The sequence below is a fragment of the Streptomyces sp. NPDC058579 genome, from assembly GCF_042718575.1.
Lineage (GTDB): Bacteria > Actinomycetota > Actinomycetes > Streptomycetales > Streptomycetaceae > Streptomyces.
The window spans coordinates 321,845-344,499 of the sequence record NZ_JBHXPI010000002.1 but is presented as its reverse complement, the minus strand read 5'-3'; the positions used below and the strand labels follow the sequence as shown (position 1 = coordinate 344,499).

20 protein-coding genes and 1 pseudogene are annotated in these 22,655 nt (G+C 70.8%); 11 read left to right on the top strand and 10 right to left on the bottom strand.

What is annotated here, in order from left to right; genetic code table 11:
* Window positions 1-12: 12 nt before the first annotated feature.
* The gene (locus ACFWRO_RS04420; RefSeq protein ID WP_384504183.1) at window positions 13-393 is read right to left on the bottom strand and encodes an ATP-binding protein; all 381 of its coding nucleotides are present in this window, start codon (window positions 391-393) and stop codon (window positions 13-15) included.
* A gap of 20 nt (window positions 394-413) precedes the next feature.
* On the opposite strand from ACFWRO_RS04420, the pseudogene ACFWRO_RS04415 reads away from it, so the two are divergent.
* The 3 genes and pseudogenes from ACFWRO_RS04415 (at window position 414) to ACFWRO_RS04405 (ending at window position 2,255) form a co-directional block, all read left to right on the top strand.
* A pseudogene (locus ACFWRO_RS04415) lies at window positions 414-817 on the top strand (DUF5753 domain-containing protein).
* A gap of 10 nt (window positions 818-827) precedes the next feature.
* Window positions 828-1,043 (top strand): hypothetical protein, encoded by a 216-nt coding sequence (locus ACFWRO_RS04410; RefSeq protein WP_384504181.1) that lies wholly within the window; start codon window positions 828-830, stop codon window positions 1,041-1,043.
* Between the two features lie 237 nt (window positions 1,044-1,280).
* Window positions 1,281-2,255, top strand: coding sequence for an acyl-ACP desaturase (locus ACFWRO_RS04405; RefSeq protein WP_384504179.1), 975 nt, complete (start codon window positions 1,281-1,283; stop codon window positions 2,253-2,255).
* Window positions 2,256-2,339: 84 nt separating this feature from the next.
* On the opposite strand, the gene ACFWRO_RS04400 is transcribed toward ACFWRO_RS04405, so the two are convergent.
* The gene (locus tag ACFWRO_RS04400; RefSeq protein WP_384504177.1) at window positions 2,340-2,621 is read right to left on the bottom strand and encodes a WhiB family transcriptional regulator; all 282 of its coding nucleotides are present in this window, start codon (window positions 2,619-2,621) and stop codon (window positions 2,340-2,342) included.
* A 49-nt stretch (window positions 2,622-2,670) separates the two neighbouring features.
* On the opposite strand from ACFWRO_RS04400, the gene ACFWRO_RS04395 reads away from it, so the two are divergent.
* On the top strand, window positions 2,671-3,708 hold the full coding sequence (locus tag ACFWRO_RS04395) for an alpha/beta hydrolase (protein ID WP_384504175.1): 1,038 nt from the start codon (window positions 2,671-2,673) through the stop codon (window positions 3,706-3,708).
* A 25-nt stretch (window positions 3,709-3,733) separates the two neighbouring features.
* Here the strand turns inward: ACFWRO_RS04395 and ACFWRO_RS04390 are convergent, their stop codons facing one another.
* Both ACFWRO_RS04390 and ligD read right to left on the bottom strand, forming a co-directional pair.
* Complete coding sequence (locus tag ACFWRO_RS04390; RefSeq protein ID WP_384504173.1) at window positions 3,734-4,468, bottom strand: class I SAM-dependent methyltransferase; 735 nt, start codon at window positions 4,466-4,468, stop codon at window positions 3,734-3,736.
* 230 nt (window positions 4,469-4,698) lie between these two features.
* Window positions 4,699-5,721 (bottom strand): non-homologous end-joining DNA ligase, encoded by a 1,023-nt coding sequence (ligD, locus tag ACFWRO_RS04385; protein WP_384504171.1) that lies wholly within the window; start codon window positions 5,719-5,721, stop codon window positions 4,699-4,701.
* A 52-nt stretch (window positions 5,722-5,773) separates the two neighbouring features.
* On the opposite strand from ligD, the gene ACFWRO_RS04380 reads away from it, so the two are divergent.
* Window positions 5,774-6,832 (top strand): ATP-dependent DNA ligase, encoded by a 1,059-nt coding sequence (locus ACFWRO_RS04380; RefSeq protein ID WP_384504169.1) that lies wholly within the window; start codon window positions 5,774-5,776, stop codon window positions 6,830-6,832.
* Between the two features lie 12 nt (window positions 6,833-6,844).
* On the opposite strand, the gene ACFWRO_RS04375 is transcribed toward ACFWRO_RS04380, so the two are convergent.
* On the bottom strand, window positions 6,845-8,758 hold the full coding sequence (locus tag ACFWRO_RS04375; protein ID WP_384504168.1) for an AMP-dependent synthetase/ligase: 1,914 nt from the start codon (window positions 8,756-8,758) through the stop codon (window positions 6,845-6,847).
* 526 nt (window positions 8,759-9,284) lie between these two features.
* Here ACFWRO_RS04375 and ACFWRO_RS04370 point away from each other — a divergent pair.
* Window positions 9,285-9,482, top strand: coding sequence for a hypothetical protein (locus tag ACFWRO_RS04370; protein ID WP_384504501.1), 198 nt, complete (start codon window positions 9,285-9,287; stop codon window positions 9,480-9,482).
* 31 nt (window positions 9,483-9,513) lie between these two features.
* On the opposite strand, the gene ACFWRO_RS04365 is transcribed toward ACFWRO_RS04370, so the two are convergent.
* Window positions 9,514-11,814 (bottom strand): FG-GAP-like repeat-containing protein, encoded by a 2,301-nt coding sequence (locus ACFWRO_RS04365; RefSeq protein ID WP_384504166.1) that lies wholly within the window; start codon window positions 11,812-11,814, stop codon window positions 9,514-9,516.
* Window positions 11,815-12,048: 234 nt separating this feature from the next.
* Between ACFWRO_RS04365 and ACFWRO_RS04360 the strand changes: the two genes are divergently transcribed.
* The gene (locus tag ACFWRO_RS04360; RefSeq protein ID WP_384504165.1) at window positions 12,049-14,133 is read left to right on the top strand and encodes an MDR family MFS transporter; all 2,085 of its coding nucleotides are present in this window, start codon (window positions 12,049-12,051) and stop codon (window positions 14,131-14,133) included.
* 132 nt (window positions 14,134-14,265) lie between these two features.
* Here the strand turns inward: ACFWRO_RS04360 and ACFWRO_RS04355 are convergent, their stop codons facing one another.
* Complete coding sequence (locus ACFWRO_RS04355; RefSeq protein WP_384504163.1) at window positions 14,266-14,721, bottom strand: YchJ family protein; 456 nt, start codon at window positions 14,719-14,721, stop codon at window positions 14,266-14,268.
* Between the two features lie 148 nt (window positions 14,722-14,869).
* Here ACFWRO_RS04355 and ACFWRO_RS04350 point away from each other — a divergent pair, with 148 nt between their 5' ends.
* From ACFWRO_RS04350 to ACFWRO_RS04335, 4 genes are all read left to right on the top strand, one after another.
* Window positions 14,870-16,666, top strand: a complete 1,797-nt coding sequence (locus tag ACFWRO_RS04350; protein ID WP_384504161.1) for an FAD-dependent oxidoreductase — start codon at window positions 14,870-14,872, stop codon at window positions 16,664-16,666.
* Between the two features lie 86 nt (window positions 16,667-16,752).
* Window positions 16,753-17,151, top strand: a complete 399-nt coding sequence (locus tag ACFWRO_RS04345; protein ID WP_384504160.1) for a DUF3592 domain-containing protein — start codon at window positions 16,753-16,755, stop codon at window positions 17,149-17,151.
* Window positions 17,152-17,207: 56 nt separating this feature from the next.
* A complete protein-coding gene (locus tag ACFWRO_RS04340) occupies window positions 17,208-18,551 on the top strand; it encodes a 6-phospho-beta-glucosidase (RefSeq protein WP_384504158.1) in 1,344 nt (447 codons plus the stop codon).
* 70 nt (window positions 18,552-18,621) lie between these two features.
* Window positions 18,622-20,526 carry a M64 family metallopeptidase gene (locus ACFWRO_RS04335; RefSeq protein ID WP_384504156.1) on the top strand — a complete coding sequence of 635 codons (1,905 nt, stop codon included), beginning with the start codon at window positions 18,622-18,624 and terminating at the stop codon, window positions 20,524-20,526.
* A 42-nt stretch (window positions 20,527-20,568) separates the two neighbouring features.
* Here ACFWRO_RS04335 and ACFWRO_RS04330 read toward each other — a convergent pair whose 3' ends face one another.
* The 3 genes from ACFWRO_RS04330 to ACFWRO_RS04320 all read right to left on the bottom strand — a co-directional run bounded on the left by ACFWRO_RS04330 (window position 20,569) and on the right by ACFWRO_RS04320 (window position 22,556).
* The gene (locus tag ACFWRO_RS04330; protein WP_384504154.1) at window positions 20,569-21,375 is read right to left on the bottom strand and encodes an SAM-dependent methyltransferase; all 807 of its coding nucleotides are present in this window, start codon (window positions 21,373-21,375) and stop codon (window positions 20,569-20,571) included.
* Window positions 21,376-21,455: 80 nt separating this feature from the next.
* Window positions 21,456-21,692 carry a DUF397 domain-containing protein gene (locus ACFWRO_RS04325; RefSeq protein ID WP_384504153.1) on the bottom strand — a complete coding sequence of 79 codons (237 nt, stop codon included), beginning with the start codon at window positions 21,690-21,692 and terminating at the stop codon, window positions 21,456-21,458.
* Window positions 21,693-22,556, bottom strand: coding sequence for a helix-turn-helix domain-containing protein (locus ACFWRO_RS04320; RefSeq protein ID WP_384504151.1), 864 nt, complete (start codon window positions 22,554-22,556; stop codon window positions 21,693-21,695).
* Window positions 22,557-22,655 lie beyond the last annotated feature (99 nt).

The window sequence follows — 22,655 nt, the reverse complement described above, 5'->3', positions numbered from 1 at the left end:
GCGTGTACGGGGTCAACGGTGCAGTAAGGCCCAGGACTTCGTACCGCCACCGGGCGTGAGCACCACGGCGAGCCCCCAGTCCCCGCCCTGTGTGTCGACCGCCGCGGCCAGCAGCCACATGCTGCGGCTGCGGCGGTCGCGGCATTCCTCGGCCTTGTCGGCCGAGGGATGGGCCGGATGCTGGTCGTACAGGACGATCCGCAGGGCTTCGAACTGCCGGCGGACACGCAGGATCATCTCCCGGTCGGGGGTGAAACGGTAGGCGGCGGCGACCAGTTCGGAGGCGGCGAGCACGGCGGTGTCACGGAGCTCGGCCAGACCGTGCCGGTCGAGCAGGCTCCGGACGGCCTGCCGGGCCAGTCCGGCACAGTAGGCACCTCCGGGCAGGACCATCGAGCGATCTGCGCGCGCGGGTGGCCCTGCGGCTGCGCCGCCAGGAGATCCTGGACCGGGACCGGCCCACGCTCTACGAGGCGGTGATCCACGAGGCCGCGCTGCGGATGCAGTTCGGCGGCCCGAAGGTGGCCAGGGCCCAGCTGGAGTACATTCTCGACCGCTCGGAACGGGACACCATCACCGTGCGGGTCATCCCCTTCACGGCCGGCGTCTTCCCGGCGCGGGACAGTCGTTCACCTACGTGGCGGCGCCCGTGCCACAGCTCGACACCGTACAGCTGGACTCCTCCCACGGCTCGACACTCCTCGACGCCGACATGCAACTCAGGCGCTATCGCGGACTGTTGGAACGGCTGCGCGGACTCGCCCTGCCCGAACCGGAATCGCGCGCGTTCATCCACGCGCTCGCCCAGGACCTCTGAAGGAACCCGCATGAACGGCATGGACCCCTCCGCCCCCGAGAAGATCGCCTGGAGCGAGGCCTTCTGCAGCGAGGGCGCCAACTGCTTCCGCTTCGGCCTCGACGACGCGGGCCGCGCCTACATCGGCTCGACCCTGACGCCCGGCGCGTACGTGAGCGACTCGGTCGAGGCGCTGCGCGCGCTGATCTCGGCCGTCAAGGCGAGGCAGGCCGACCATCTGCTCTGAGTGGACGTGATCGCGGCAAACGTGATCGCAGTAGACGTGATCGCGCCACCTCCGGCGCGCCCGGATTCGTGACCTGCCTCTCCGTACGCCGCCCCCAGCTGCGCACATAACGGAACGTAATCGTACATCGTCACAGCGGGCTTGGCCGGGGCCTTACGGAGCCTTAACCTACGGTCTCGTAACCTACGAATCCGTAGGTAGTTCCGTATGCCCTCTCTCCGTCCCCAGGAGTTCCCCGTGACGCTCACCTCTCCCCACCTCGGCAGCTCGGCAGGGTGGACCGACGCGCGGCTCCTCTACGCGCTGGAAGAGGTGGTGGAGAAGGAGCTGAACCGGCACCTGAAGGTCACCAAGGACTGGATGCCGCACGAGTACGTGCCGTGGTCCGACGGCCGGAACTTCCCGGGCTACTTCGAGGACGGCGAGGCCTGGGACCCGTCCCAGTCCAAGGTCACCGAGGTCGGCAAGATCGCCCTCGTGGTCAACCTCCTCACCGAGGACAACCTGCCCAGCTACCACCACGAGATCGCCTCGCTCTTCGGCCGCGACGGCGCCTGGGGCACCTGGGTGCACCGCTGGACCGCCGAGGAGGGCCGCCACGGCATCGTGATGCGGGACTACCTCCTGGCGTCGCGCGCGGTGGACCCGGACAAGCTGGAGCAGTTCCGGATGGCGCACATGAGCGAGGGCTTCGAGTCCGACAACCGGCACTCGATGCTGCACTCGGTCGCGTACGTCGCCTTCCAGGAGCTGGCCACCCGCATCTCGCACCGGAACACCGGCCACCAGTCGGGCGACCCGGTCTGCGACCGGATGCTGGCGCGCATCGCCACCGACGAGAACCTGCACATGGTCTTCTACCGCAACCTGCTGGGCGCGGCCTTCGAGATCGCCCCGGACATGACGATGCAGGCCGTGCGGGACGTCGTCGTGAACTTCCGGATGCCGGGACACGGCATGCCGGGCTTCGAGCGGATGGCGGCGCAGATGGCCATCGGCGAGATCTACAACATGCGGATCCACCACGACGACGTGCTGCAGCCGGTGCTGCGCTTCCTCAAGGTGCTCCAGATCGACGGTCTCGGCCCGGAGGGCCTGAAGGCCCAGGAGGAGCTGGGGATGTACATGAACGGTCTGGACAGCGAGGCGTCGAAGTTCGACGAGAAGCTGGCCGCGCGCAAGGCGCGGATGGCGGCCCGCAAGGCGGGCTGACCCGCCGCCTCAGCGACTGACCCGCCTTCGTCGGCGACTGGCCCCTGCCTCAGCGCCCGACCCGCCGTCTCAGCGCCCGCCGCCTCAGCGAGCGAGCCGGCGGCGGGCGCCGCCGGTGCTCTTCAGCCGGCCCCGCTCCTTCTCGGAGAGGCCGCCCCACACCCCGAACCGCTCGTCGTTCTCCAGCGCGTACTGGAGGCAGGCCACCCGGCCCTCGCACGCCCCGCACAGCTGCTTCGCCTCGCGGGTCGAGGAGCCGGGGGCCGGGAAGAAGAACTCCGGCCCGGCCTGCGCACAGAGGGCGTTCTCCTGCCAGGACAGGTCGGGGGCGGTCGGGTCGGTCATCACGGTGGTGTCGGTCTGCATGGCCGATACGTTGCCGCGAGGCCGTAAACGGTCCCTCAACGTTCGATCAATGCGGACGCCCGGCGTTCGTTCAACTCGGCGCGCCGAGCGATACGGAGCCGCTCAGAAGCTCACGTCGTCGCTCGCGGCGACACCCGGACCACTGCCGGTCATCATGTGGTTCCACGGCGGCGGGCAGGTGCTCGGCTTCGCCGCCCAGGACGCACCCTGGCTCAAGCAACTCGCCGCGGCGCTCGGCTGCGCCGTCGCCGCCGTCGACTACCGCCTGGCCCCGGAGACCCCCGCGCCCGGCGCCGCTGAGGACGGATACACCGCCTATCGGTGGATCAGCGACAACGCCACCGATCTCGGCCTGGACCCCACCCGGGTCGGCCTGGCCGGCCAGAGCGGCGGCGGAGGCATCGCCGCCACCACCGCCCTTGTGATCCGCGACCGCGGCGCGGCGACCCCTCTGTTCCAGATGCTGATGTACCCGATGCTCGACGACCGCAACACGACCGACTCGAGTCGGGAGTTCACCGACATCGGCATCTGGGACCGCTCGACCAACCTCCTCGCCTGGCAGGCGGTCCTCGGCGACCGCGCCGGAACCGAGGACGTCACGCCCTACTGCGCCGCCTCCCGCGCGACCGAACTCGACGGCCTGCCCCCGACCTTCATCGGCGTCGGTGAACTCGACGTCTTCCGCGACGAGAGCCTCGACTACGCCGCGCTCCCGCGCGCCCACGGCGTCCCCGTCGAGCTGCACCTCTACCCCGGCGCCTACCACGCCTTCGACCTGTTCGCCCCGCAGTCCCACCTCGCGGAGAGCTTCCGCCACACCTGGAACAACTACCTCGCCCGGCACCTCACAAAGGCACCGGCAACGGCGACCGCTTCGTTCCTGGTGATCGGTCTGGCCGTCCTGGGGTACGGCGTCCATGAGGCCGTACTCCTCTACCGCTTGCGACGCCACGGGATCCGCGCCAGAGGCTTGGTGGCCCGCTACGAGTCGAGTTCCGGCACACGAGGAAGCGGCCGCAGCACAAGCCTCGCCTTCGGCTGTCTCTTCGCGAGCCTGGCGCTCTGGGAGCTCGTCCGCCGCTGAGCCGACACGCACCACGGGCCCCTCACTAGGGCCTACGGAAGAGCGCCGTCCACAGGAAGTCCTCGCCGAAGTGCGGGGAGTCGGCGGGCTCGTCCCGCATGCGGCGCAGTTCGACCTCGGTCAGTTCCCCGAAGATCCGGCGCAGGGACTCCGGCGTGTAGGCGAGCCCGCCGTGCAGGCCCGGCTCGCGTTCCCGGTAGAACGCGGCGTCGGGCAGCTCCGAGCCCATCGCGCCGGACGCGAAGCAGGTCAGGGCCAGATGGCCGCCGGGCGCGAGCAGCCGGTCGAGCAGCGCGAGATAGCTGATCCGGCGGTGCGGCGGCAAATGGTGGAAGCACCCCGAGTCGAAGATCAGGTCGTACGGACCGGTCAGGGCGCCGCCGGCCAGCTCAAAGGCGTCCCCGTGGTGGAAACGCACCTCCGCGCCGGCCTCCCGTGCTCGCTGCTCCGCCCAGCCGATGGCCTCGTCGGAGAGGTCCACGGCGTCCACCTCGAAGCCCAGGGACGCCAGGTACAGGGCGTTGCGCCCGGGGCCGCAGCCCAGGTCGAGGGCCCGGCCGGGTGCGACCAGGCCGCGCTCGACGTACGAGACGAGGGTCTCGTCCGGCTTGGCGACGAAGAACGGCACGCCCTTGGACCGGTCGCCGTAGAAGCCGTTCCACCAGTCGGCCGCCTCGGCGGTCCAGCGGTCGGCCTCCCGCGCGAAGAGCCCGTCGAGCAGCTTCAGCACATCGTCGACGTCACGAATGTTCCGGTCCATCCGGCACCCCTTTCCCGATGGCTGAACGCTAGGGGAGATCACGAAGAAAGCCCAGCTCAGGAAGGGTTTACGGGGGCTCGGACAAGGCTCTGTACGACCCTCCAGGCGGTGGGTACGCAAGCGCCGATCGACCCACCCCCGACCCCCCGCGGACGGGTGCCGACACCCCCGCCGAACGCCGTCAGAAGGCCATTCCGCGCGGCCCCCGACCAGGTTTCCGAGGCTCCCGGTCAGTCCTCGCTCTTCTTCGCCCTGCTCGGCTGCACCCGCTTCGGTTCGCCCGGCATCTTCGGGTACTCCGGCGGGTACGGCAGGTCGCCGAGTCCGTGCTCCGCCTCGTCGCGGCGGGCCAGTTCCAGCAGGCTCTCCAGGCTGAACCGGTGGTCGTCCATGTCGGCGTGGACGTCGCCCACCTCCGCGTACCGGGCCGGCATGGTCCGGATGTCGAAGTCCCGGGGCACAGCGTCGTCGATCTCGTCCCAGTTCAGCGGGGCGGAGACCGGGGCGTGCGGGCGGGGGCGTACGGAGTAGGCGGAGGCGATCGTGCGGTCGCGGGCGGTCTGGTTGTAGTCGACGAAGATCCGCTCGCCGCGCTCCTCCTTCCACCACTTGATCGTCACCTGGTCCGGCATCCGGCGCTCCAGCTCGCGGCCGCAGGCGATGGCCGCGCGCCGGACCTGGGTGAAGGTCCACTGCGGCTCGATCGGCACGAAGACGTGCAGGCCGCGCCCGCCCGAGGTCTTGGGCCAGCCGCGCAGCCCGTGCTCGTCCAGGACGGCTCGCAGCTCGTGGGCGGCGCGTACGGCGTCGGCGTAGTCGGTCCCGGGCTGGGGGTCGAGGTCGATGCGCAGCTCGTCGGGGTGGTCGGTGTCCTCGCGCCGTACCGGCCAGGGGTGGAAGGTGACCGCGCCGAGGTTGGCCGCCCACAGGACGGCGGCGGGCTCGGTCGGGCACATCTCGTCGGCGGAGCGCCCGCTGGGGAAGGTGATGTGCGCGGTCGGGATCCACTCCGGGAGGTACTTGGGGGCGCGCTTCTGGAAGAAGGACTCGCCGGTGACCCCGTCGGGGTAGCGCTCCAGGGTGGTGGGCCGGTCCCGCAGGGCGCGGGTGATGCCGTCGCCGACGGCCAGGTAGTAGCTGACCATGTCGAGCTTGGTGTAGCCGGGTTCGGGGAAGTAGACCTTGTCCGGGTTGGAGACGCGTACCGTCCGCTCGCCGACTTCCAGTTCCACCGCTGCCGTCTTGCTCGCCATGCGTGTCAGCGTAGGGCTCGCCGACATTCCCCGCATACCGGACAATCAGTCCATGGATCTGCCGGTGATGCCGCCCGTGAAGCCGATGCTCGCCAAGGCCGTGAAGAAGATTCCGCCGGGCATGCAGTACGAGGCCAAGTGGGACGGCTTCCGCGCCATCGTGCACCGCGACGGCCCCGAGCTGGTCATCGGCAGCCGTACGGGCAAGCCCCTGACGCGCTACTTCCCCGAGCTGGTCGAGGCGCTGCTCCCCCGGCTGCCGCGGCGGTGCGTGGTCGACGGCGAGATCGTGATCGAGCACGACGGACGGCTCGACTTCGACCGGCTCTCCGAGCGCATCCACCCCGCCGACTCGCGCGTGCGGATGCTGGCAGGGACGACCCCGGCCCGGTTCATCGCCTTCGACCTGCTCGCCCTCGACGACGACTCGCTGCTCGACACCCCCCTGACCGACCGGCGTGCCGCCCTGGAGGAGATCCTGCGCGGCGTCGACGCCCCGGTCCACCTGGCGCCCGCGACGACCGACCCGGAGGTCGCGGCGCGCTGGTTCGAGCAGTACGAGGGGGCGGGCCTTGACGGGGTCATCGCCAAGCCGCTGGATCTGCCGTACCGGCCGGACGCCCGGCTGATGTACAAGATCAAGCACGAGCGGACCGCCGATGTGGTGGTGGCCGGCTACCGCTTCCACAAGAGCGGCCCTGTCGTCGGTTCGCTCCTCCTCGGCCTGTACGACGACGGCGGCACCCTCCAGCACGTCGGCGTCTGCGCGGCCTTCACCGCCAAGCGCCGCGAGGAGCTGATCGCCGAGCTGGAGCCGCTGCGGATGGACCCGCCCGACGGGCACCCCTGGGCGGCCTGGGCCGAGGAGGCCGCGCACGCGGGTGCCCGGCTGCCGGGCGCGCCGAGCCGCTGGTCGGGGAAGAAGGACCTGTCCTGGGTGGCGCTGCGGCCCGAGCGGGTCTGCGAGGTGGGGTACGACCACATGGAGGGCGACCGCTTCCGGCACACCGCCCAGTTCAAGCGGTGGCGGCCGGACCGGGCGCCGGAGTCGTGCGGGTACGGGCAGCTGGAGGAGCCGGTGTCGTACGACCTCTCCGAGGTGCTGGCGTAGTCCGGCGGGCAGCTATCCGTACAGCGCGTCGATCTCCCTCCCGTACGCCGCCATGGCCGCGTGCCGCTTCACCTTGAGGGACGGGGTCAGCATCCCGTTCTCCTCGGTGAACTCCCCCGGTACGACGCGGAACCTGCGGATCGACTCCGCCCGGGAGACGGCCCGGTTGGCGTGGTCGACGGCCTTCTGGATGTCGGCGAGCAGTTCCGGGTCCTCGGCGAGCACGGCCACGGGGGTGTCCGCCGGCCGCTTCCGTACGGCCAGCCAGTGCTGGATCGCCTCGGGGTCGAGGGTGACGAGCGCCCCGATGTACGGGCGGTTGTCGCCGACGACCAGGCACTGGCCGACCGGCGGGCGGCTGCGCAGCCGGTCCTCCAGGACGGCAGGCGAGACGTTCTTGCCGCCGGAGGTCACCAGGATGTCCTTCTTGCGGCCGGTGATGACGAGGTAGCCGTCCTCGTCGAGGGCGCCCAGGTCGCCGGTGGCGAACCAGCCGTCCCGCAGCACCTCCTGACCGGCCTCGGGGTTGTTCCAGTACCCGGTGAAGACGATGGGGCCCTTGAGGAGCACCTCGCCGTCGTCGGCGATCCGGACGCCGGTGCCGGGCACCGGGCGGCCGACCGTGCCGGGCCGGGGGCGCAGGGGTGGGGTGACGGTGGCGGCCGCGCTCGTCTCGGTGAGGCCGTAGCCCTCGTAGACGAGGACCCCGGAGGCGTAGAAGAAGTGGCTGAGGCGGCTGTCGAGCGGGGAGCCGCCGCTGATGGCGTACCGCAGGTTCCCGCCGAGCTCCTTGCGGATGCGCCGGTAGACGAGCAGGTCGTAGAGGGCGTGGGCGGCGGTGAGGCCTGCGCCGGGGCGGGGTCCCGTGCCGAGGGCGTGGTTCAGGGAGGCCTCGCCGTAGCGCACGGCTATGGAGTCGGCTCGGTCGAAGGAGGCGCCCCGGCCGAGCTTCTCGGCGGTGGCGCGGCCGGTGTCGTGGATCTTCTCGAAGAGGTACGGCACGCCGACGACGAACGTGGGCCTGAACCGGCGTAGTTCGGGGCGGAGTTCGTCGGGTTTGATGCTGGGGAACTGGCCGATCTCGATGCGCGCCATCAGGCAGGCGAGCTGGATGACGCGTCCGAGGATGTGGGCGAGGGGCAGGAAGAGGAGGGTCGAGGCCGGCTGGCCCGTGATCGCCTTGAAGACCGGGTGCAGCAGCTCCACCGTGGCGCGCGCCTCGGCGTGGAGGTTGCCGTGGGTGAGGACGCAGCCCTTGGGGCGGCCGGTGGTGCCGGAGGTGTAGCAGAGGGTCGCCACCGTGTCCGGGGTGAGCGCTGCGCGGCGCTCGGCCGGTACGTCGTCGGCGATCTCCGTGCCGAGGGCTGCGAGTTGGGCCAGGCCGCCGGCGTCGGTCTGCCAGGTGCGGACCGGTTCGGGGAGCGTGGCGGCGGCCTCGGCGACGGTGGCGGTGTGTTCGGCGCACTCGGTGACGACGTGCCGCGTGCCGGAGTCCTGGAGGATCCAGGCGACCTGGTCGGGCGAGGAGGTGGGGTAGACGGGGACGGTCTGCCCGCCGGCCGACCAGATGGCGAAGTCGAGCACGGCCCACGCGTACCCGGTACGGGCCATGAGCCCGACGCGCCCGCCGGGTTCGACACCCGCCGCGATCAGCCCCTTCGCCACGGCGACGACGTCGCCGGCGAACTCGGCGGCGGTGACGGGCCGCCAGTTCCCGTGCTCCTGGCGGCGCATGACGATCGCGCCGGGGTCATCGGCCGCGTGCCCGAAGGGGATGTCGGCGGGGGTTCCGGAGGGCGCGGGCCCGGCGGGCAGGGGTGTGTGGGCCTCCCGGACGACACCGTCCTCCCGCACGAGCCGCACGGGGAAGCGGCCGATCAGGTCGGGGCGCTTCCTGGCCTGCCTCAGGTCCTTGCGTACGCCCATGGCGGGCTCCTGTTCGCGGCGTGCGGACGGGGAACGAGCGGGACTTCCGGATGGCCTGTCGCCAAGTCAACTTACTCACCCGTAACCAGATTTCAACCTTTCGCGCACGACCGGACCCGAGCGATTCCCGCCGCCCGGCCCGCCCTTTCGGGAACGCCGGGCCTGCCCTTTCGGGAGTGAGATGCTTCACATTCACGTGCGGACGCCCGATCCCATGTTTGGCGAACAAACAGTCGAGTTGATCGCCCGCTCGACGAGGAAGATCGCCCCGCGCGGCGCGCACCTGCGGGAACACCGCGAGGCGCGGCGCGCGGCGCTCCCGGACCGGGCGGCGAACGTCCGCACACCCCGCCGAACGAGGGCCGTGGCGTTGCCCCACGGAGACAACCCCGTCTCCGAACCGGGAAGCCGATCCTGTACGTATGAGGAGGGAGACCCCACACCCGACTCCGTACCCAAGGACTGGCCCGTGATCACCTCGCCCTCGCCCCTCGTACCCGTCCCGATCCCCGACCGTGTGGCCGCCATGATCGGGTCCTGCCTGCCGCTGCACGTCCTGCAGGCGGAGGTCGACGCCGACTGCGCGGCGCGCGAGGTGCTGCGGTTCCGCGGTCCCCTCTGCGCGGAGGACCGGGCGGACCGCGAGCACGCGCTCTCCGCGCTCGCCCAGGCGAACAAGATCCTGGCCAAGCACCACCCGCTCCTGCCGGTCCGCCCGCGCTAGCGGTCGGGGGGACGGTGCGGACGGTCCCGCGTCAGCCGCGCGGGAACCGGTCGTTCAGCCAGGCGACCACTGCTCCGGAGTCCCTCATCACCAGGTAGTCGCCGCGTTTGTCACCGTCGATGTCGGCGAAGCCGACACTGTCCTGTGACGCTCCGACGCCAGAAGCGACCTCACCGGACCACTTCCATGACCAGCCGCCGCCACCGGCAGGTCCGTTGTTGAGCCAGGCGCGGACCTGACCCTGGTCGCTCACGACGAGATAGTCCGTACGGCCATCGCCGTTCATGTCAGCGAATCCCACCTGGCCGCGCGGCGCACCCACACCGGAAGCGACCTCACCGGACCACTGCCACGACCAACCACCGCCACTCACAGATCCCTTGTTGATCCAGGCGCGGACCTGACCTTGGTCGCCGACAACGAGGTAGTCGGCACGACCATCACCATTCAGGTCAGCGAACCTCACCTGATCACGCGACGCACCCACACCAGAAGCAACCTCACCCGACCACTGCCACGACCAACCACCGCCACCCGCAGGCCCCTTGTTGATCCACGCACGGACCTGACCCTGATCCCCGACAACCAGATAGTCGTCACGACCATCACCATTCAGGTCAGCGAGCCTGATGTGGTCGCGGGGCGCGCCGACGCCGGAAGCCACCATCCCCTTCCAGTTCCAGCCATCGTCCGTGGCAGGGGGCTGAGCAGCGCACGGCGCGGGGTTCTGGGTGCGCGGGCGGGCGATCCATCCGTCGCTGATCGCCGCGTGGATCCCGGTGTAGAAGGCGTCGACCATCTTTTCGTAGCCGCTGGCCTTGGGGTGCACCCAGTCGTTCAGGTCCGCGACGGTCACCGCGTTCATGTCGACCAGTCGGACGTGCCGGCCGGCGGCCCGGAAGTCATCGACGATGCCTGGGATCTGCGCGTTGTACCGCTTGATCCGCTCGTTGACCTCCGGCGTGGAGGACGGGACGAGCGTGGCGACCAGCACCGTGGCCTCGGGCGCCAGCTTGAGGATCCTGTCGACCAGTCCCCGGAGTCGGGCAGGGGCCTGATCGACCTGATGGTTCCCGTTCATGTCGTTCGTGCCGATGTGCAGGGTGACCACGTTCGGCCGGTATCGGGAGACGGTGCACGTGGCCAGGTCGTCGATCTGGTCGATCCGCAGGCCCTTGTGCCCTTCGTGATCCCTGTCGGGGCCCTGACCGGACTTCAAGGACCCCACGAAGTCCAGGGAGTTCACGTCGTCCGCCAAGAAGTCCCACAGCCGCGCTCGATAGCTGGACCCGCCGGCGGCTCCCACGCCATAGGTGATGGAATCACCCAACGGCAGCATGCGCACATCGGTGTTGCGGCTCGCGGCGGGGAGGAGCGGTAGCCCTCTCCTGCGCAGCTCGTCCTTGATTCCTCCCGACCCGCCCCCGATGGTCCAACCACCGGGAGGTTCGGATCCGCCGGTCGTCGCGTCCTGTCCGGGGAAGCCTCCCTCGTTCCCGGCGTCCGGTTGCGTGGCATTCCCTCCGGCTCCGCCGGACCCTCCAGTCTCAGGTCCGCGCTCATTCCCACGCCGTGCGCAGGCGAGCAGAGCGGTCAGAATGGCCCCGTGACCGCGGTCGGCCGCTTCTTCCATCTCCCTTCCGCACTCCTCGATGTGGTCGCTGAAGCGTTGGAAGTCCGCTCGGTTGGCGAGGCGGTTGTCCTGCGCCCCTTGCTCGGTCTGGACGGCGCTGAAGTGCTCGTAGTCGAACCTGGCGAGCATGCCGGCACAGGTCCGGGCCTCCGACGGAATTGCGCTGCTCCTCACGGCAGCGTCCAGATCCCCCGTGCTCACCAGCCCGTCCGGCTGCCCTCCACCCGCCCCGTCGAGGTCTTCGAAGTTCCACGCGCCGGGAACCGTCCGGATGATGGACTCGGTGCACTCCCACAGGTTGAGGGTTTCCCTGTACACCTGATTGACCCGGGCCACTTCGACATTGCCGATGAACACGTTGTTGTTACGGGGGTCGAGCACGCCCTCGATCGCGTCCTCGTGGACGATGATTCTGTCGGCGACGAACGTGTTGTTCTGGAAGACGCCGGCGGTCCCGAGGTACAGGTTCCCGCCTTCCACCCTGATCGTGCTGCCGTTGAAGTGGTTGTAGGCGTTGCCCACCATGTTGTAGGCGGCCCGGTCGACCCCCCACCGGCAGTTGACGATGTTGATCCGGCATCCGGCGAACACCACCGGCGGATCATCGGCGTGAGCCGCCGGCACCACGCCTCCTATCGATGCGATGAGCGCCGCCACCACAGCCAGCACCATGGCTCTCGCGGTTCGCCACCACGTCATGGTCGCCCCCTTGCTTTCCCTCATATTCCGCGCCGCCGATTTACCGTCGGTGACGCTACCGCCGGGTCCGGCCCTCTTGCGGATTACAGTCCTTACCGAAGCCTTACGGCCCAGGGCATCCAGGAACGCCTCCCGTGACGCACCCCTTAGGCCGTTCGGGGCACCGCCCCCGTACCGCACCGGTTCGGGTGTTCCCCGCATGCGGGTGACGCCGCCCGGTGTGAGGCTGCGAAGGTGACCACCACCAGCGAAGCCGCACCCGCGCCCCCGGCCGCCTCGCCACCCGTGCTCGACAGCCGCCGCCGCAACATCGTCTTCGGCACGATCATGCTCGGTGTGCTGCTCGCGGCCCTCGACCAGACGATCGTGGGCACCGCCCTCCCGACGATCGTCTCGGACCTCGGCGGCGCCGCCCACATGTCCTGGGTGGTCACCTCCTACCTGCTCGCGGAGACGGTCGCCACCGTCCTGGTCGGCAAGTTCGGTGATCTCTTCGGCCGCAAGGTGATCTTCCAGATCTCGGCGATCGTCTTCATCACCGGCTCCTTCCTCTGCGGCCTCGCCACCAACATGACGCTCCTGATCGTCTGGCGCGGACTGCAGGGCATCGGCGCCGGCGGTCTGATGGTCACCGCCATGGCGCTCATCGCCGATGTCATCCCGCTGCGCGACCGGGGCAAGTACCAGGGCGCGATCGGCGCGGTCTTCGGCGTCTCCACGGTGATCGGCCCGCTGCTCGGCGGGCTCTTCACCGACCACCTGAGCTGGCGCTGGGCGTTCTACGTCAACGTCCCGATCGCGATCCTCGTCGTCATCGCGGCCGCCCGCACCATCCCCTCCGTACGCTCCGCGAGCAAACCGATCATCGACTACGCGGGCATCGCCCTGGTCGCCGCCGGGTCCAGCGCCCTGATCCTGGCGACCAGTTGGGGCGGGAACGAGTACGCCTGGGGTTCAGGCGTCATCATCGGGCTCTTCGCCGGCGGTCTGATCGCGCTCGCGCTCTTCTGCTGGGTGGAGACCCGCGCAGCCGAACCGATGCTGCCCATGCGGCTGTTCGCCAACCCGGTCTTCACCGTCTGCTCCGTGCTGAGCTTCGTCGTCGGCTTCGCGATGCTCGGCTCGTTGACCTTCCTGCCGTCCTACCTCCAGTACGTCGACGGCGACTCGGCCACCGTCTCCGGCATCCGGACCCTCCCCATGGTCATCGGTCTGCTGATCGCCTCGATCTACAGCGGCAACACCGTCAGCAAGACCGGCACCTACCGGATCTTCCCCATCGTGGGCTGTCTGGTGATGGGCGTCGGTCTCTTCCTGCTGTCCCTGATGGACACGGGCACCAGCGCCTGGCTGGAGTCGCTGTACATGTTCGTGCTCGGCACCGGCATCGGTCTGTGCATGCAGGTGCTCACGATCGCCGTGCAGAACACGGTGGAGTACGCCGACCTCGGCACCGCCACCTCGGGCGTCACCTTCTTCCGTACGCTCGGCAGCGCCTTCGGCACCGCCGTCTTCGGCACGATCTACGCCAACTCCCTCAAGCCCAACCTGGCCCAGGGCGTCGGCGAGGCGGCGGCCGTCGCCGGGCCGGGCCTGTCCGCGTCCGAGATCGGCACGGCCGCGACGAGTCCGGCCGGGCTCCACGGGCTGCCGGACGACGTGGCGGCGCCGATCGTCCAGGCGTACGCGGACACCCTGCACACGGTCTTCCTCTGGACGGTGCCGGTCGCGGCGATCGGCTTCGTCGTCGCGCTCTTCCTCAAGGAGGTGCCGCTCCGGGACACCGCCCGCGCCTCGGCCCCCGACATGGGCGAGGGCTTCGCCTCGCCCACGTCCTCGGGCAACTCGGCCAAGCTCCTCGAACTCTCCGTCGGCAGGATCCTGCGGAAGACCGACCTGGACACCGCACGCCGGATCGTCGCCGAATCCGACACCCGGCTCGACACGGCGGGCGCGTGGGCCGTGATGCAGGTCGAGCTCTTCACCCGGACCGTCGGGCACGCCAGTCTCGGCCTGATCTCCGCCGGACGGAGGGTCCCCCCGGAGGTCCTGCTGCCGGTCTTCCAGCGCATGGTCGACGAAGGGTTCCTGACCCGGGACGGCAACCTCCTGTCCCACACCCGGGCGGGCGAGCGCGAGGCCGAGGTGATCACGCGCGCGTGGGGCGACTGGCTGAAGGACCGGGTCGAGGAGGAGCGCGGCCGGCCGAGCGGACCCGAGCTGCGGGCGGCGACGGACGCCATCGCGAAGAAGCTGATCGCGGAGGACCTGGCGCAGGGGCTGCCCCGCAAGCGGGAGCCGGTGGGGATCTCCTCCTGACCCGGTCGGGGTCGGGTCCTGATCCGGCCTGGTTCGGGTCCTGATCCAGCCGGTACCGCTTCCTGATCCGGCCGGTATTGCCTCCTGATCCGGCCGGTATCGCCTCCTGATCCGGCCTGGACCGGCTCCTGATCACGCCTCGTCGATGAAGTCCCCGTCGACGTACACCCAGGCGCCCTCGTGGCGGCGGAAGCGGCTGCGCTCGTGGAGCGAGCCGGGTTCACCGCCGTGGGTGTAGCGGGCGACGAAGGTGACCGTGCCGGACTGGTGGAAGGCCGTGCCGTCGGTCGCCTCCCGGATCTCCAGGCCCGCCCAGCGCATCGACGGGTCGAAGTCGACCTCGCCGGGGCGGGTCTCCGGTGCCCAGGTGCGCAGCAGGTACCCGGCGTCGCGGACGACGAAGGCGCTGTAGCGGGAGCGCATGAGCAGCTCGCAGGTGGGCGCCGTGGCGGGCTCCGCGTGGAAGCGCCCGCAGCACTCGCCGTACCGCGCGGGCAGGCCGCAGGGGCAGGGCGAGTCGGCGGAGGTGGTGGGGGCGGTGGAGCCGGTCTTACGGGCGGGGCTCTTACGGGCGTTACGGCGGGACATGGCCCCCATTGTGTCGTGCGGGGCGCGGGGTCGGGATCGCGCCATGTGCGCGGCGGTGGCCGCACGACGCTTCCGGGGACCGGTGGACGCCCTTATGCTCCTGCGCCGGACGTGACTGTTACCGCCGGTAAGCCAAAGGGGCTGGGGCATGAACCGTACGGGCACCTCTCGACGCACCTTCGTCGGCACGGCCGCCGCCGTCACCGCGGCCACCGCCACCGCCGGCGTCGGAGCCGTACCGGCCCACGCGGCCGCCACGACCGACCGCGCCGAGCAGGCCGCACCCCCTGCCGTCGCCGTGCTCGGCGGTGGCGTGGCGGGGCTCACCGCCGCCCACGAACTGGCCGAACGCGGCTTCCGGGTCACCGTCTACGAGCGCCGGGCGCTCGGCGGCAAGGCCCGCTCCATGGACGTGCCGGACAGCGCCCGCGGCGGGCGGCGGGCGCTCCCCGCCGAGCACGGCTTCCGCTTCATCCCCGGGATCTACCACAACCTCCCCGACACGATGCGGCGCATCCCCTTCCCCGGGAACGCCAACGGCGTCTGGGACAACCTCGTCGCCCCGGCCGAGATGGCCTTCGCCCGCACCGGCCGCGAGGACCTGCGCATCCCGCTCCCCTGGCCAGGACACCGACCCGCCGAGCTCACCCTCGACGAGATCCGCCGGGCCCTGACCGCGCTCATGGAGACCGCCCGCTCCATCCCGCTCCACGAGGCCGCGTACTTCGTCAACCGCTTCCTGGTCTTCCTGACCAGCTGCGACGAGCGGCGGAACGGGACCTGGGAGGCCACGCCCTGGTGGGAGTTCCTGCGCGCGGACCGGATGAGCTACGACTACCAGCGCATCCTCGCGATCGGGCTCACCCGCAACATCGTGGCCACCAAGGCCGAGGAGGCCAGCACCCGTACGGTCGCGACCCTCCTTGAGGCCTTCGCCCTCAACGCGCTCGGACGCGGCGCCGACGGGCCGCTCGACCGGATCCTCGACCTGCCGACCAACGAGGCGTGGATCGACCCCTGGGTCAGCCATCTGACCGGCCTGGGCGTGGAGTTCCGGGTCGGCTGGACGGTACGGGAGATGGCGTACGACGCGGCGGCCGGGCGGATCTCCGCCGCCGTCATCGAGGACCCGGCCGGCGTACGGAGGTCGGTCACGGCCGATCACTACATCTCCGCCATGCCGGTGGAGCACGCCCGGCGGACCTGGGGCGCCGCGCTGCGGGCGGCCGATCCCCAACTGGCCCGGTGCGACAAGCTGGAGACGGACTGGATGACGGGCATCCAGTTCTATCTGACCGAGAAGGCGCCCCTGCTCGCCGGACACGCCAACCTGATCGACTCCCCCTGGTCCCTGACCTGCATCCAGCAGGCGCAGCACTGGCCGACGCGGAACTTCCCGGCCGACTACGGCGACGGATCGGTCGTGGACTGTCTGTCGGTGGACATCTCGGAGTGGGACCGGCCCGGCATCCTTTACGGCAGGACGGCCAAGCAGTGCACCCGTACGGAAGTGGCGCGCGAGGTGTGGGCGCAGCTGAAGGCCGGCTTCAACGACACGGGCCGTACGGTCCTGAAGGACGGCTCCCTGCACTCCTGGTTCCTGGACCCGGGCGTGGACGGCCTCGGCACCCCGAACCCGACCAACGACGACCAGCTCCTCATCCACCCGGTCGGCACCTTCCACAACCGCCCGCAGGCCGCCACACGGGTGCCGAACTTCTATCTGGCCGGCGACTACGTGGCCGTCGACATCGACCTGGCCACCATGGAGGGCGCCAACGCCTCCGCCCGGCAGGCCGTCAACGCGCTGCTCGACCGTACGGGCTCGACGGCCGCGCGGTGCACGGTCAAGCCGCTCTTCCGCGCCCCCGAGCTGGAGGGGCTCAAGCGCCACGACCGGGTGCGCTTCCGGCTGGGCCTGCGCAACGCGCTCGACGTGGGGTGACGAGCGACTCGGATCGACGGAACCGTCGCACCCCGCCCGATCGTGATACGGACAGAGCACGGGCGCGACGAGAGGCGAGTGGTTCCGTGGACAGCTCCTGGCAGATCCTCCTGGTCCTCGCGGGCCTGCTCTGTGTGGCCGGCGGACTGTGGGAGGCGCGGACGCAGGTGCGGATGCGGCGGTACGGAGTCCGCTCCGAGGGTGTGGTGCTGCGTCACGAGATCACCGAGCAGGAAGGCAACAGCCGCGTGTACGCCCCGGTGATCGGCTTCCGCGACGAACACGGCACGCACCGGGAGTTCACCAGTGAACTGAAGGGCTCGCCCCGCAGCCCGCGGGCGGGAGCCCACGTGCAGGTGGTCCATCTGCCGGGGCGCCCGGAGACGGCGCGGCTTGACACGGTCGCGTACAAGGTCACGGTCCTCGCCCTCGCGTTCGGCGTGGGCGCCGTGTTCCTCACCGTGGCTGTCGCCTTCGGGCGGTGACGGGGCGCGTCGTCCCGATGGGCCGCCCGGCCCCGCCGGGTGAGTAGCGTACGAGCATGAAACTGACGATTCTCGGAGGCGGCGGATTCCGGGTCCCGCTGGTGTACGGCGCCCTGCTCGGCGACCACGCCGAGGGCAGGGTCACCCGGGTGACCCTGCACGACCTCGACGGCGGCCGGCTCTCGGCGATCGCCCGGGTCCTCGCGGAGCAGGGCGCGGGGGTGCCGGACGCCCCGGAGGTGACGGCGACGACGGATCTGGACGAGGCGCTGCGCGGAGCGGACTTCGTCTTCTCGGCGATCCGGGTCGGCGGTCTGGAGGGCCGGGCCGCCGACGAGCGGATCGCGCTCGCCGAAGGGGTCCTCGGTCAGGAGACGGTCGGCGCGGGCGGGATCGCGTACGGGCTGCGGACGGTGCCGGTCGCGACGCACATCGCCCGGCGGGTCGCCGCGCTCGCCCCGGACGCCTGGGTCATCAACTTCACCAACCCGGCGGGCCTGGTGACGGAGGCGATGTCCCGGGTGCTCGGCGACCGGGTCGTCGGCATCTGCGACTCCCCCGTCGGGCTCGGCCGCCGGGTCGCCCGGATCCTGGGCGCGAACCCGGCCGAGGCGTGGATCGACTACGTCGGCCTCAACCACCTGGGCTGGCTGCGGGGCCTGCGGGTCGGCGGCCGGGACGAGCTGCCGCGCCTGCTCGCGGACGAGGAGGCGCTCGGCTCCTTCGAGGAGGGCCGGCTCTTCGGCCCCGAGTGGCTGCGCTCGCTCGGCGCGATCCCCAACGAGTACCTGCACTACTACTACTTCAACCGCGAGGCCGTCGGCGCCTACCAGCGGGCCGAGCGGACGCGGGGCGCCTACCTCCGCGACCAACAGGCCGGTTTCTACTCGGAGATGGGCAAGCCGGACACCCCTCCGCTGGCGGCCTGGCACCGTACGCTCGCGGACCGCGAGGCGACCTACATGGCCGCCAACCGGGAGGCCGCCGGGGTCGGGGAGCGGGACGAGGAGGACCTGGAGTCGGGCGGGTACGAGAAGGTCGCCCTGGCCCTGATGCGGGCGATCGCACGCAACGAACGGGCCACTCTCATCCTCAACGTCCGCAACGGCACGACCCTTTCGGTGCTCGACGCGGACGCGTTCATCGAGGTGCCCTGCTTCGTCGACGCGGCCGGCGCCCATCCGGTCTCCGTGGCGCCACTGCCGTACCACGCGGTGGGTCTGGTGACGGCGGTGAAGGCGGTCGAGCGCGAGGTGCTCGCGGCGGCGGAGAGCGGGGACCGGGCGACGGCGGTGAAGGCGTTCGCGCTGCATCCTCTGGTCGACTCGGTCTCGGTGGCGCGACGCCTTGTCGACGGCTACACGGCCGAGCATCCCGAACTGGCGTACCTGCGCCGGTGAATCGACGCCCGGACGACTGTCCGGCGAACATCTTTACGGCAGCGAGGGGCGCGGCCTACGCTCGCGCCCCATGACCTCACCTGCCACACGCTTTCGAAGGGCGATCGTCCGTCTCACCACGGGCTGTCTGCTGACCGCAGGACTGGTGGCCGCGGGACCGGCGGTCGCCGAGTCCGCCCAGCCCGCCGACCCGGCCCTCGCCGCCGCGCGCGTCGTCCCCGTCCAGCTCACCGGGCCCGCCGACAAGCGTTTCAACCTGGTGGTCATGGGCGACGGCTACACCGCCGAGGAGACCGCCGCCTTCCGGGCCGACGTCGACACGCACCTGGGTGTGCTGTGGAGCATCGAGCCGTTCGCCTCGTACCGCTCGTACATCAACGTGTGGGCGGTGGAGGTCCCTTCGCCGGAGTCGGGCGTGGACTGCGACCCGGGCCTCGACGCGCCCCGCCGCGACACCCCGCTGGACATGGGCTTCTGGGGCGGCTGCAACCCGGCCAGTGTGCAGCGGCTGCTGACCGTGGACAGCGCGAAGGCCGCCGCGCTCGCCGGTCTCGTCCCGGGCACGAGCCCCGCCAACCGGCAGATCGTGGCCCTCGCGAACAGCGACACCTACGGTGGCGCGGGCGGCAGTTACGCGACGGCGTCCGGCGGAAACGCGCTCTCCTCGCTGATCACCCCGCACGAGATAGGCCACTCGCTCGGCGGCCTCCAGGACGAGTACGACTACTACGCGCGCGGGGTCGCGGGCGGCGCGTACGAGGGGACGGAGCCGTCGTCGGCCCACCACACCCTGCTGACGGAGCCTCAGATACGGGAGCAGCGCGCCAAGTGGTGGCGCTGGCTGGGCGAACCGAGCGAGGCGGGCGGTGTCATCGGGCGGCACGAAGGCGGTCTGTACAGCACGACGGGCGTGTGGCGGCCGAGCCGGCACTCGATCATGAAGACCCTCGGCTACGCCTTCGACCAGGTCGAGCGCGAGGTGATGGTCCGGGCGATCTCCGCGAAGGTGAACCTCCTCCAGGACCACACGCCCAACTCGGCGCCGATCGGGGCCGACCGGACGGTATGGGTCGACACCCTGCACCCGCTGGGCGGTGAACTCGACGTCGCCTGGCGGCTCGACGGCCGCACGCTCAGGACCGGCAACGCCCGTACGGTCGACCTGCGAGCCCTCTCCCTCTCCGCCGGCGCCCACACCCTGACGGCCACGGTCACCGACCCGACGCCGTTCGTGCGGGACCCGGCGGTACGCGGCTCGGCGGCGCTGACCCGCACGGTGAGCTGGACCGTGGACCGCGCCCTGACCACACCCGGCGACCTCGCCGAAGCGGCGTTCACGGGTCACACCCCGACGACGGCCCCGGTGGGCGCGCGTTCGGTGGTCCACGCGGACACCACCCACCCGACGCGCTCCGCCCCGGCCGTCCGGTGGCGGCTCGACGGCCGGCCGGTCGCGAACCCGGGCAACGACCGGGACCTGGACCTGCGCGCGCTGCGCCTCACCCCGGGGACGCACACCCTGACCGCCCGGATCCCGGGCACGGAGGCCGAGTTGAGGTGGACGGTGGACGCCCGGCCTGCCACGGCCTCGTACGAACTGTCCACTCCGCTGCGCACGGTGAACCGACCGGGCCGGCCCGTCGAGTACGTCTACGACGGGCCGTTCACGATGGGCCTCGCGGCGCGGGACGACCAACCGGGTTCCGTGGTGCGCCAGTTCCGGGTGAACGGTGACGGCTGGTACACGTACTACGGCTGGCCCACCGACGCCGATGCGCCGTTCCGCTTCTCGCCGAGCGGCACGGTCATCGACGACCTCGTCTACGGGAAGCTGGGCCGGAGCCGCGCCGTGCCGTGGGACGACGCGACTCCGGACTACGGCACGCACACGATCGAGTACCGCACGATCGACGCGGCGGGCAATGTGGGCCCGGCCGAGTCGTTCCTGGTGACGCTGGTGAAGCCGCGGGGCTGAGGCCCTGGCGGGCCCGTCGACGGCCGCGCGGCTGACCAGTTGTCAGGCGATGCGGCCGACGGCGGCCCAGCCCGGGATCGGGTCGTCGCCCTGGACCGGGACGACCTCGCCGAGCTCCGGGTGCCATTCGGCGGTGAGCGAGACGCCGGGCTCGACGAGCTCCAGGCCCTCGAAGAACGCGGCCAGCTCGTCGCGCGAGCGCGGCCGCAGGGTCAGCCCGCGGGCCTTGTACATCTCGACGGCCTTCGCCGCGCCCTCCGGGTCGAAGTCCCCGGTGACGTGCGAGAGGACGAGGTAGCTGCCCGGGGCCAGCTTCTCGACGAGCTTGCCGACCAGGTCGTACGCGCCGTCCTCGTCGCCGACGAAGTGCAGCAGGGCGAGCATCGAGAGGGCGATGGGCTGGTCGAAGTCAAGGACCTTTCCGGCCCTTTCGAGAATGATCTCGGGGTCGCGGGCGTCCGCCTGGATGTACTCGGTGGCCCCCTGGGGGGTCGAGCGCAGCAGGGCGGCCGCGTGCGCGAGCACGATCGGGTCGTTGTCGCAGTAGACGATCCGGGACTCGGGCGCCGCCTGCTGGGCTATCTGGTGCAGGTTGGGCTCGGTCGGGATGCCGGTGCCGATGTCCAGGTACTGGCGTACGCCGTTGGCGCTGAGCCAGCGGATGGCGCGGTGCATGAAGGCCCGGTTGACGCGGGCCATGTCACGGCCGCGGGCGTCGAGGGTGAGGAGCTGCTTGGCCATCTCCTCGTCGACCGGGTAGTTGTCCTTGCCGCCCAGGAACCAGTCGTACATCCGCGCGGGGTGCGGCTTGCTGGTGTCGATCCGTACGGCTGCGGGGTCCTGGGTCATGGGGGGGGCTCCTGGTCCGGGAGTGGAACAACTGGCACTGCAGCAAGAGTTACGCGACGGTAGGGGTGTGACGGAAGGGGTCAGGTGAGCAGAAAGTCTGCCTGACCGGATTTCGCTCCCTGGATGAACGCGGCGATCTCGCCGTGGGTGTAGATGAGCGCGGGTCCCTCGGGGTCTGCGGACTGTCGCACGGCGATTCTGCCGTCGGCCAGCTTCATGGCCTCCACGCAGTTGCCCCCGTTCCCGCCGCTCCACGGCTTGTGCCAGCCCTCGGCACCGAGATCCGCGGCGGGCATGCCGTTGTATATGCGATCCATTCACAGCTCCTTGCGGAGACCCCGGAGGATCTCCTTCGTGCGTTGTGCAGTCGCGGCCTGAGCCGCCATGCGGTCCATGACCTCGAGGTGGGAGGCCACCTCGGGGCGCGCGTCGAGATAGACGGCGCCGGTCAGGTACTCGCTGTAGACCATGTCCGGGAGTTCGGGCACGGCGAAGCGGAAGAGGACGAACGGTCCGTAGGTGCCGGGATGGTGGCCGGACGCGAACTCCGCGACCTGCAGGGTGACGTTCGGCAGCTCGGACGCTTCGAGCAGCCGGTCGAGCTGGTCGCGCATCACCTCGGGCCCGTCGCCGACCGGTCGGCGGAAGACCGTCTCGTCCATGATCACCCAGAATTTCGGGGCGTCCTCCCTGGTCAGCAGGGACTGGCGCTCCATCCGCAGGGCCACATGACGCTCGATCTCCTCGGCGTTGCTCGCGCCGACCGCCCCGCTGCGCAGAATGGCGCGGGCGTACCCCTCGGTCTGGAACAGACCGGGGACGAACTGGGGTTCGTACGCCCGAATGAGGCTCGCGGCCCCCTCCAGGCTGACGTACATGGAGAACCAGCCGGGCAGCACGTCGTGGAACCGCTGCCACCAGCCGGGCAGGTTCGCCTCTTCGGCGAGGGCGACGAACGCCTCGGCCTCGGAGTCGTTGATGCCGTACGCCTGGAGCAGGAGCTGGACGTACGGGATCTTCAGCGCGACTTCGGCGGTCTCCATGCGGCGGATGGTGGCCGGGGCGACACGGAGGACCTTGGCGGCCTCCTCCCGCTTCAGGCCGGCCCGCTCGCGCAGATCCTGCAGACGTCTACCGAGAACGACCTGTCCCACCGTGGGGGCGGACCGCGGCTCGCTCACTCTCAGACCTCCCCGACGCACTGTTTCGTTTGAGTGTGCCACGAACACGGCCAGAGAGAACACATCACTCTGCAATTTTCAGAGTGCCACTTGCCAAGT

Excerpts from the sequence above, each read along its gene's own strand:
- ACFWRO_RS04380 (WP_384504169.1), top strand. The coding sequence starts at position 5,774 with ATGGATCTGCCGGTGATGCCGCCCGTGAAGCCGATGCTCGCCAAGGCC.
- ACFWRO_RS04370 (WP_384504501.1), top strand. The coding sequence starts at position 9,285 with ATGATCGGGTCCTGCCTGCCGCTGCACGTCCTGCAGGCGGAGGTCGAC.
- ACFWRO_RS04410 (WP_384504181.1), top strand. The coding sequence starts at position 828 with ATGAACGGCATGGACCCCTCCGCCCCCGAGAAGATCGCCTGGAGCGAG.
- ACFWRO_RS04330 (WP_384504154.1), bottom strand. The coding sequence starts at position 21,375 with ATGACCCAGGACCCCGCAGCCGTACGGATCGACACCAGCAAGCCGCAC.
- ACFWRO_RS04375 (WP_384504168.1), bottom strand. The coding sequence starts at position 8,758 with ATGGGCGTACGCAAGGACCTGAGGCAGGCCAGGAAGCGCCCCGACCTG.
- ACFWRO_RS04395 (WP_384504175.1), top strand. The coding sequence starts at position 2,671 with ATGCGGACGCCCGGCGTTCGTTCAACTCGGCGCGCCGAGCGATACGGA.
- ACFWRO_RS04400 (WP_384504177.1), bottom strand. The coding sequence starts at position 2,621 with ATGCAGACCGACACCACCGTGATGACCGACCCGACCGCCCCCGACCTG.
- ACFWRO_RS04420 (WP_384504183.1), bottom strand. The coding sequence starts at position 393 with ATGGTCCTGCCCGGAGGTGCCTACTGTGCCGGACTGGCCCGGCAGGCC.
- ACFWRO_RS04350 (WP_384504161.1), top strand. The coding sequence starts at position 14,870 with ATGAACCGTACGGGCACCTCTCGACGCACCTTCGTCGGCACGGCCGCC.
- ligD (WP_384504171.1), bottom strand. The coding sequence starts at position 5,721 with ATGGCGAGCAAGACGGCAGCGGTGGAACTGGAAGTCGGCGAGCGGACG.
- ACFWRO_RS04340 (WP_384504158.1), top strand. The coding sequence starts at position 17,208 with ATGAAACTGACGATTCTCGGAGGCGGCGGATTCCGGGTCCCGCTGGTG.
- ACFWRO_RS04325 (WP_384504153.1), bottom strand. The coding sequence starts at position 21,692 with ATGGATCGCATATACAACGGCATGCCCGCCGCGGATCTCGGTGCCGAG.
- ACFWRO_RS04355 (WP_384504163.1), bottom strand. The coding sequence starts at position 14,721 with ATGTCCCGCCGTAACGCCCGTAAGAGCCCCGCCCGTAAGACCGGCTCC.
- ACFWRO_RS04335 (WP_384504156.1), top strand. The coding sequence starts at position 18,622 with ATGACCTCACCTGCCACACGCTTTCGAAGGGCGATCGTCCGTCTCACC.
- ACFWRO_RS04390 (WP_384504173.1), bottom strand. The coding sequence starts at position 4,468 with ATGGACCGGAACATTCGTGACGTCGACGATGTGCTGAAGCTGCTCGAC.
- ACFWRO_RS04365 (WP_384504166.1), bottom strand. The coding sequence starts at position 11,814 with ATGACGTGGTGGCGAACCGCGAGAGCCATGGTGCTGGCTGTGGTGGCG.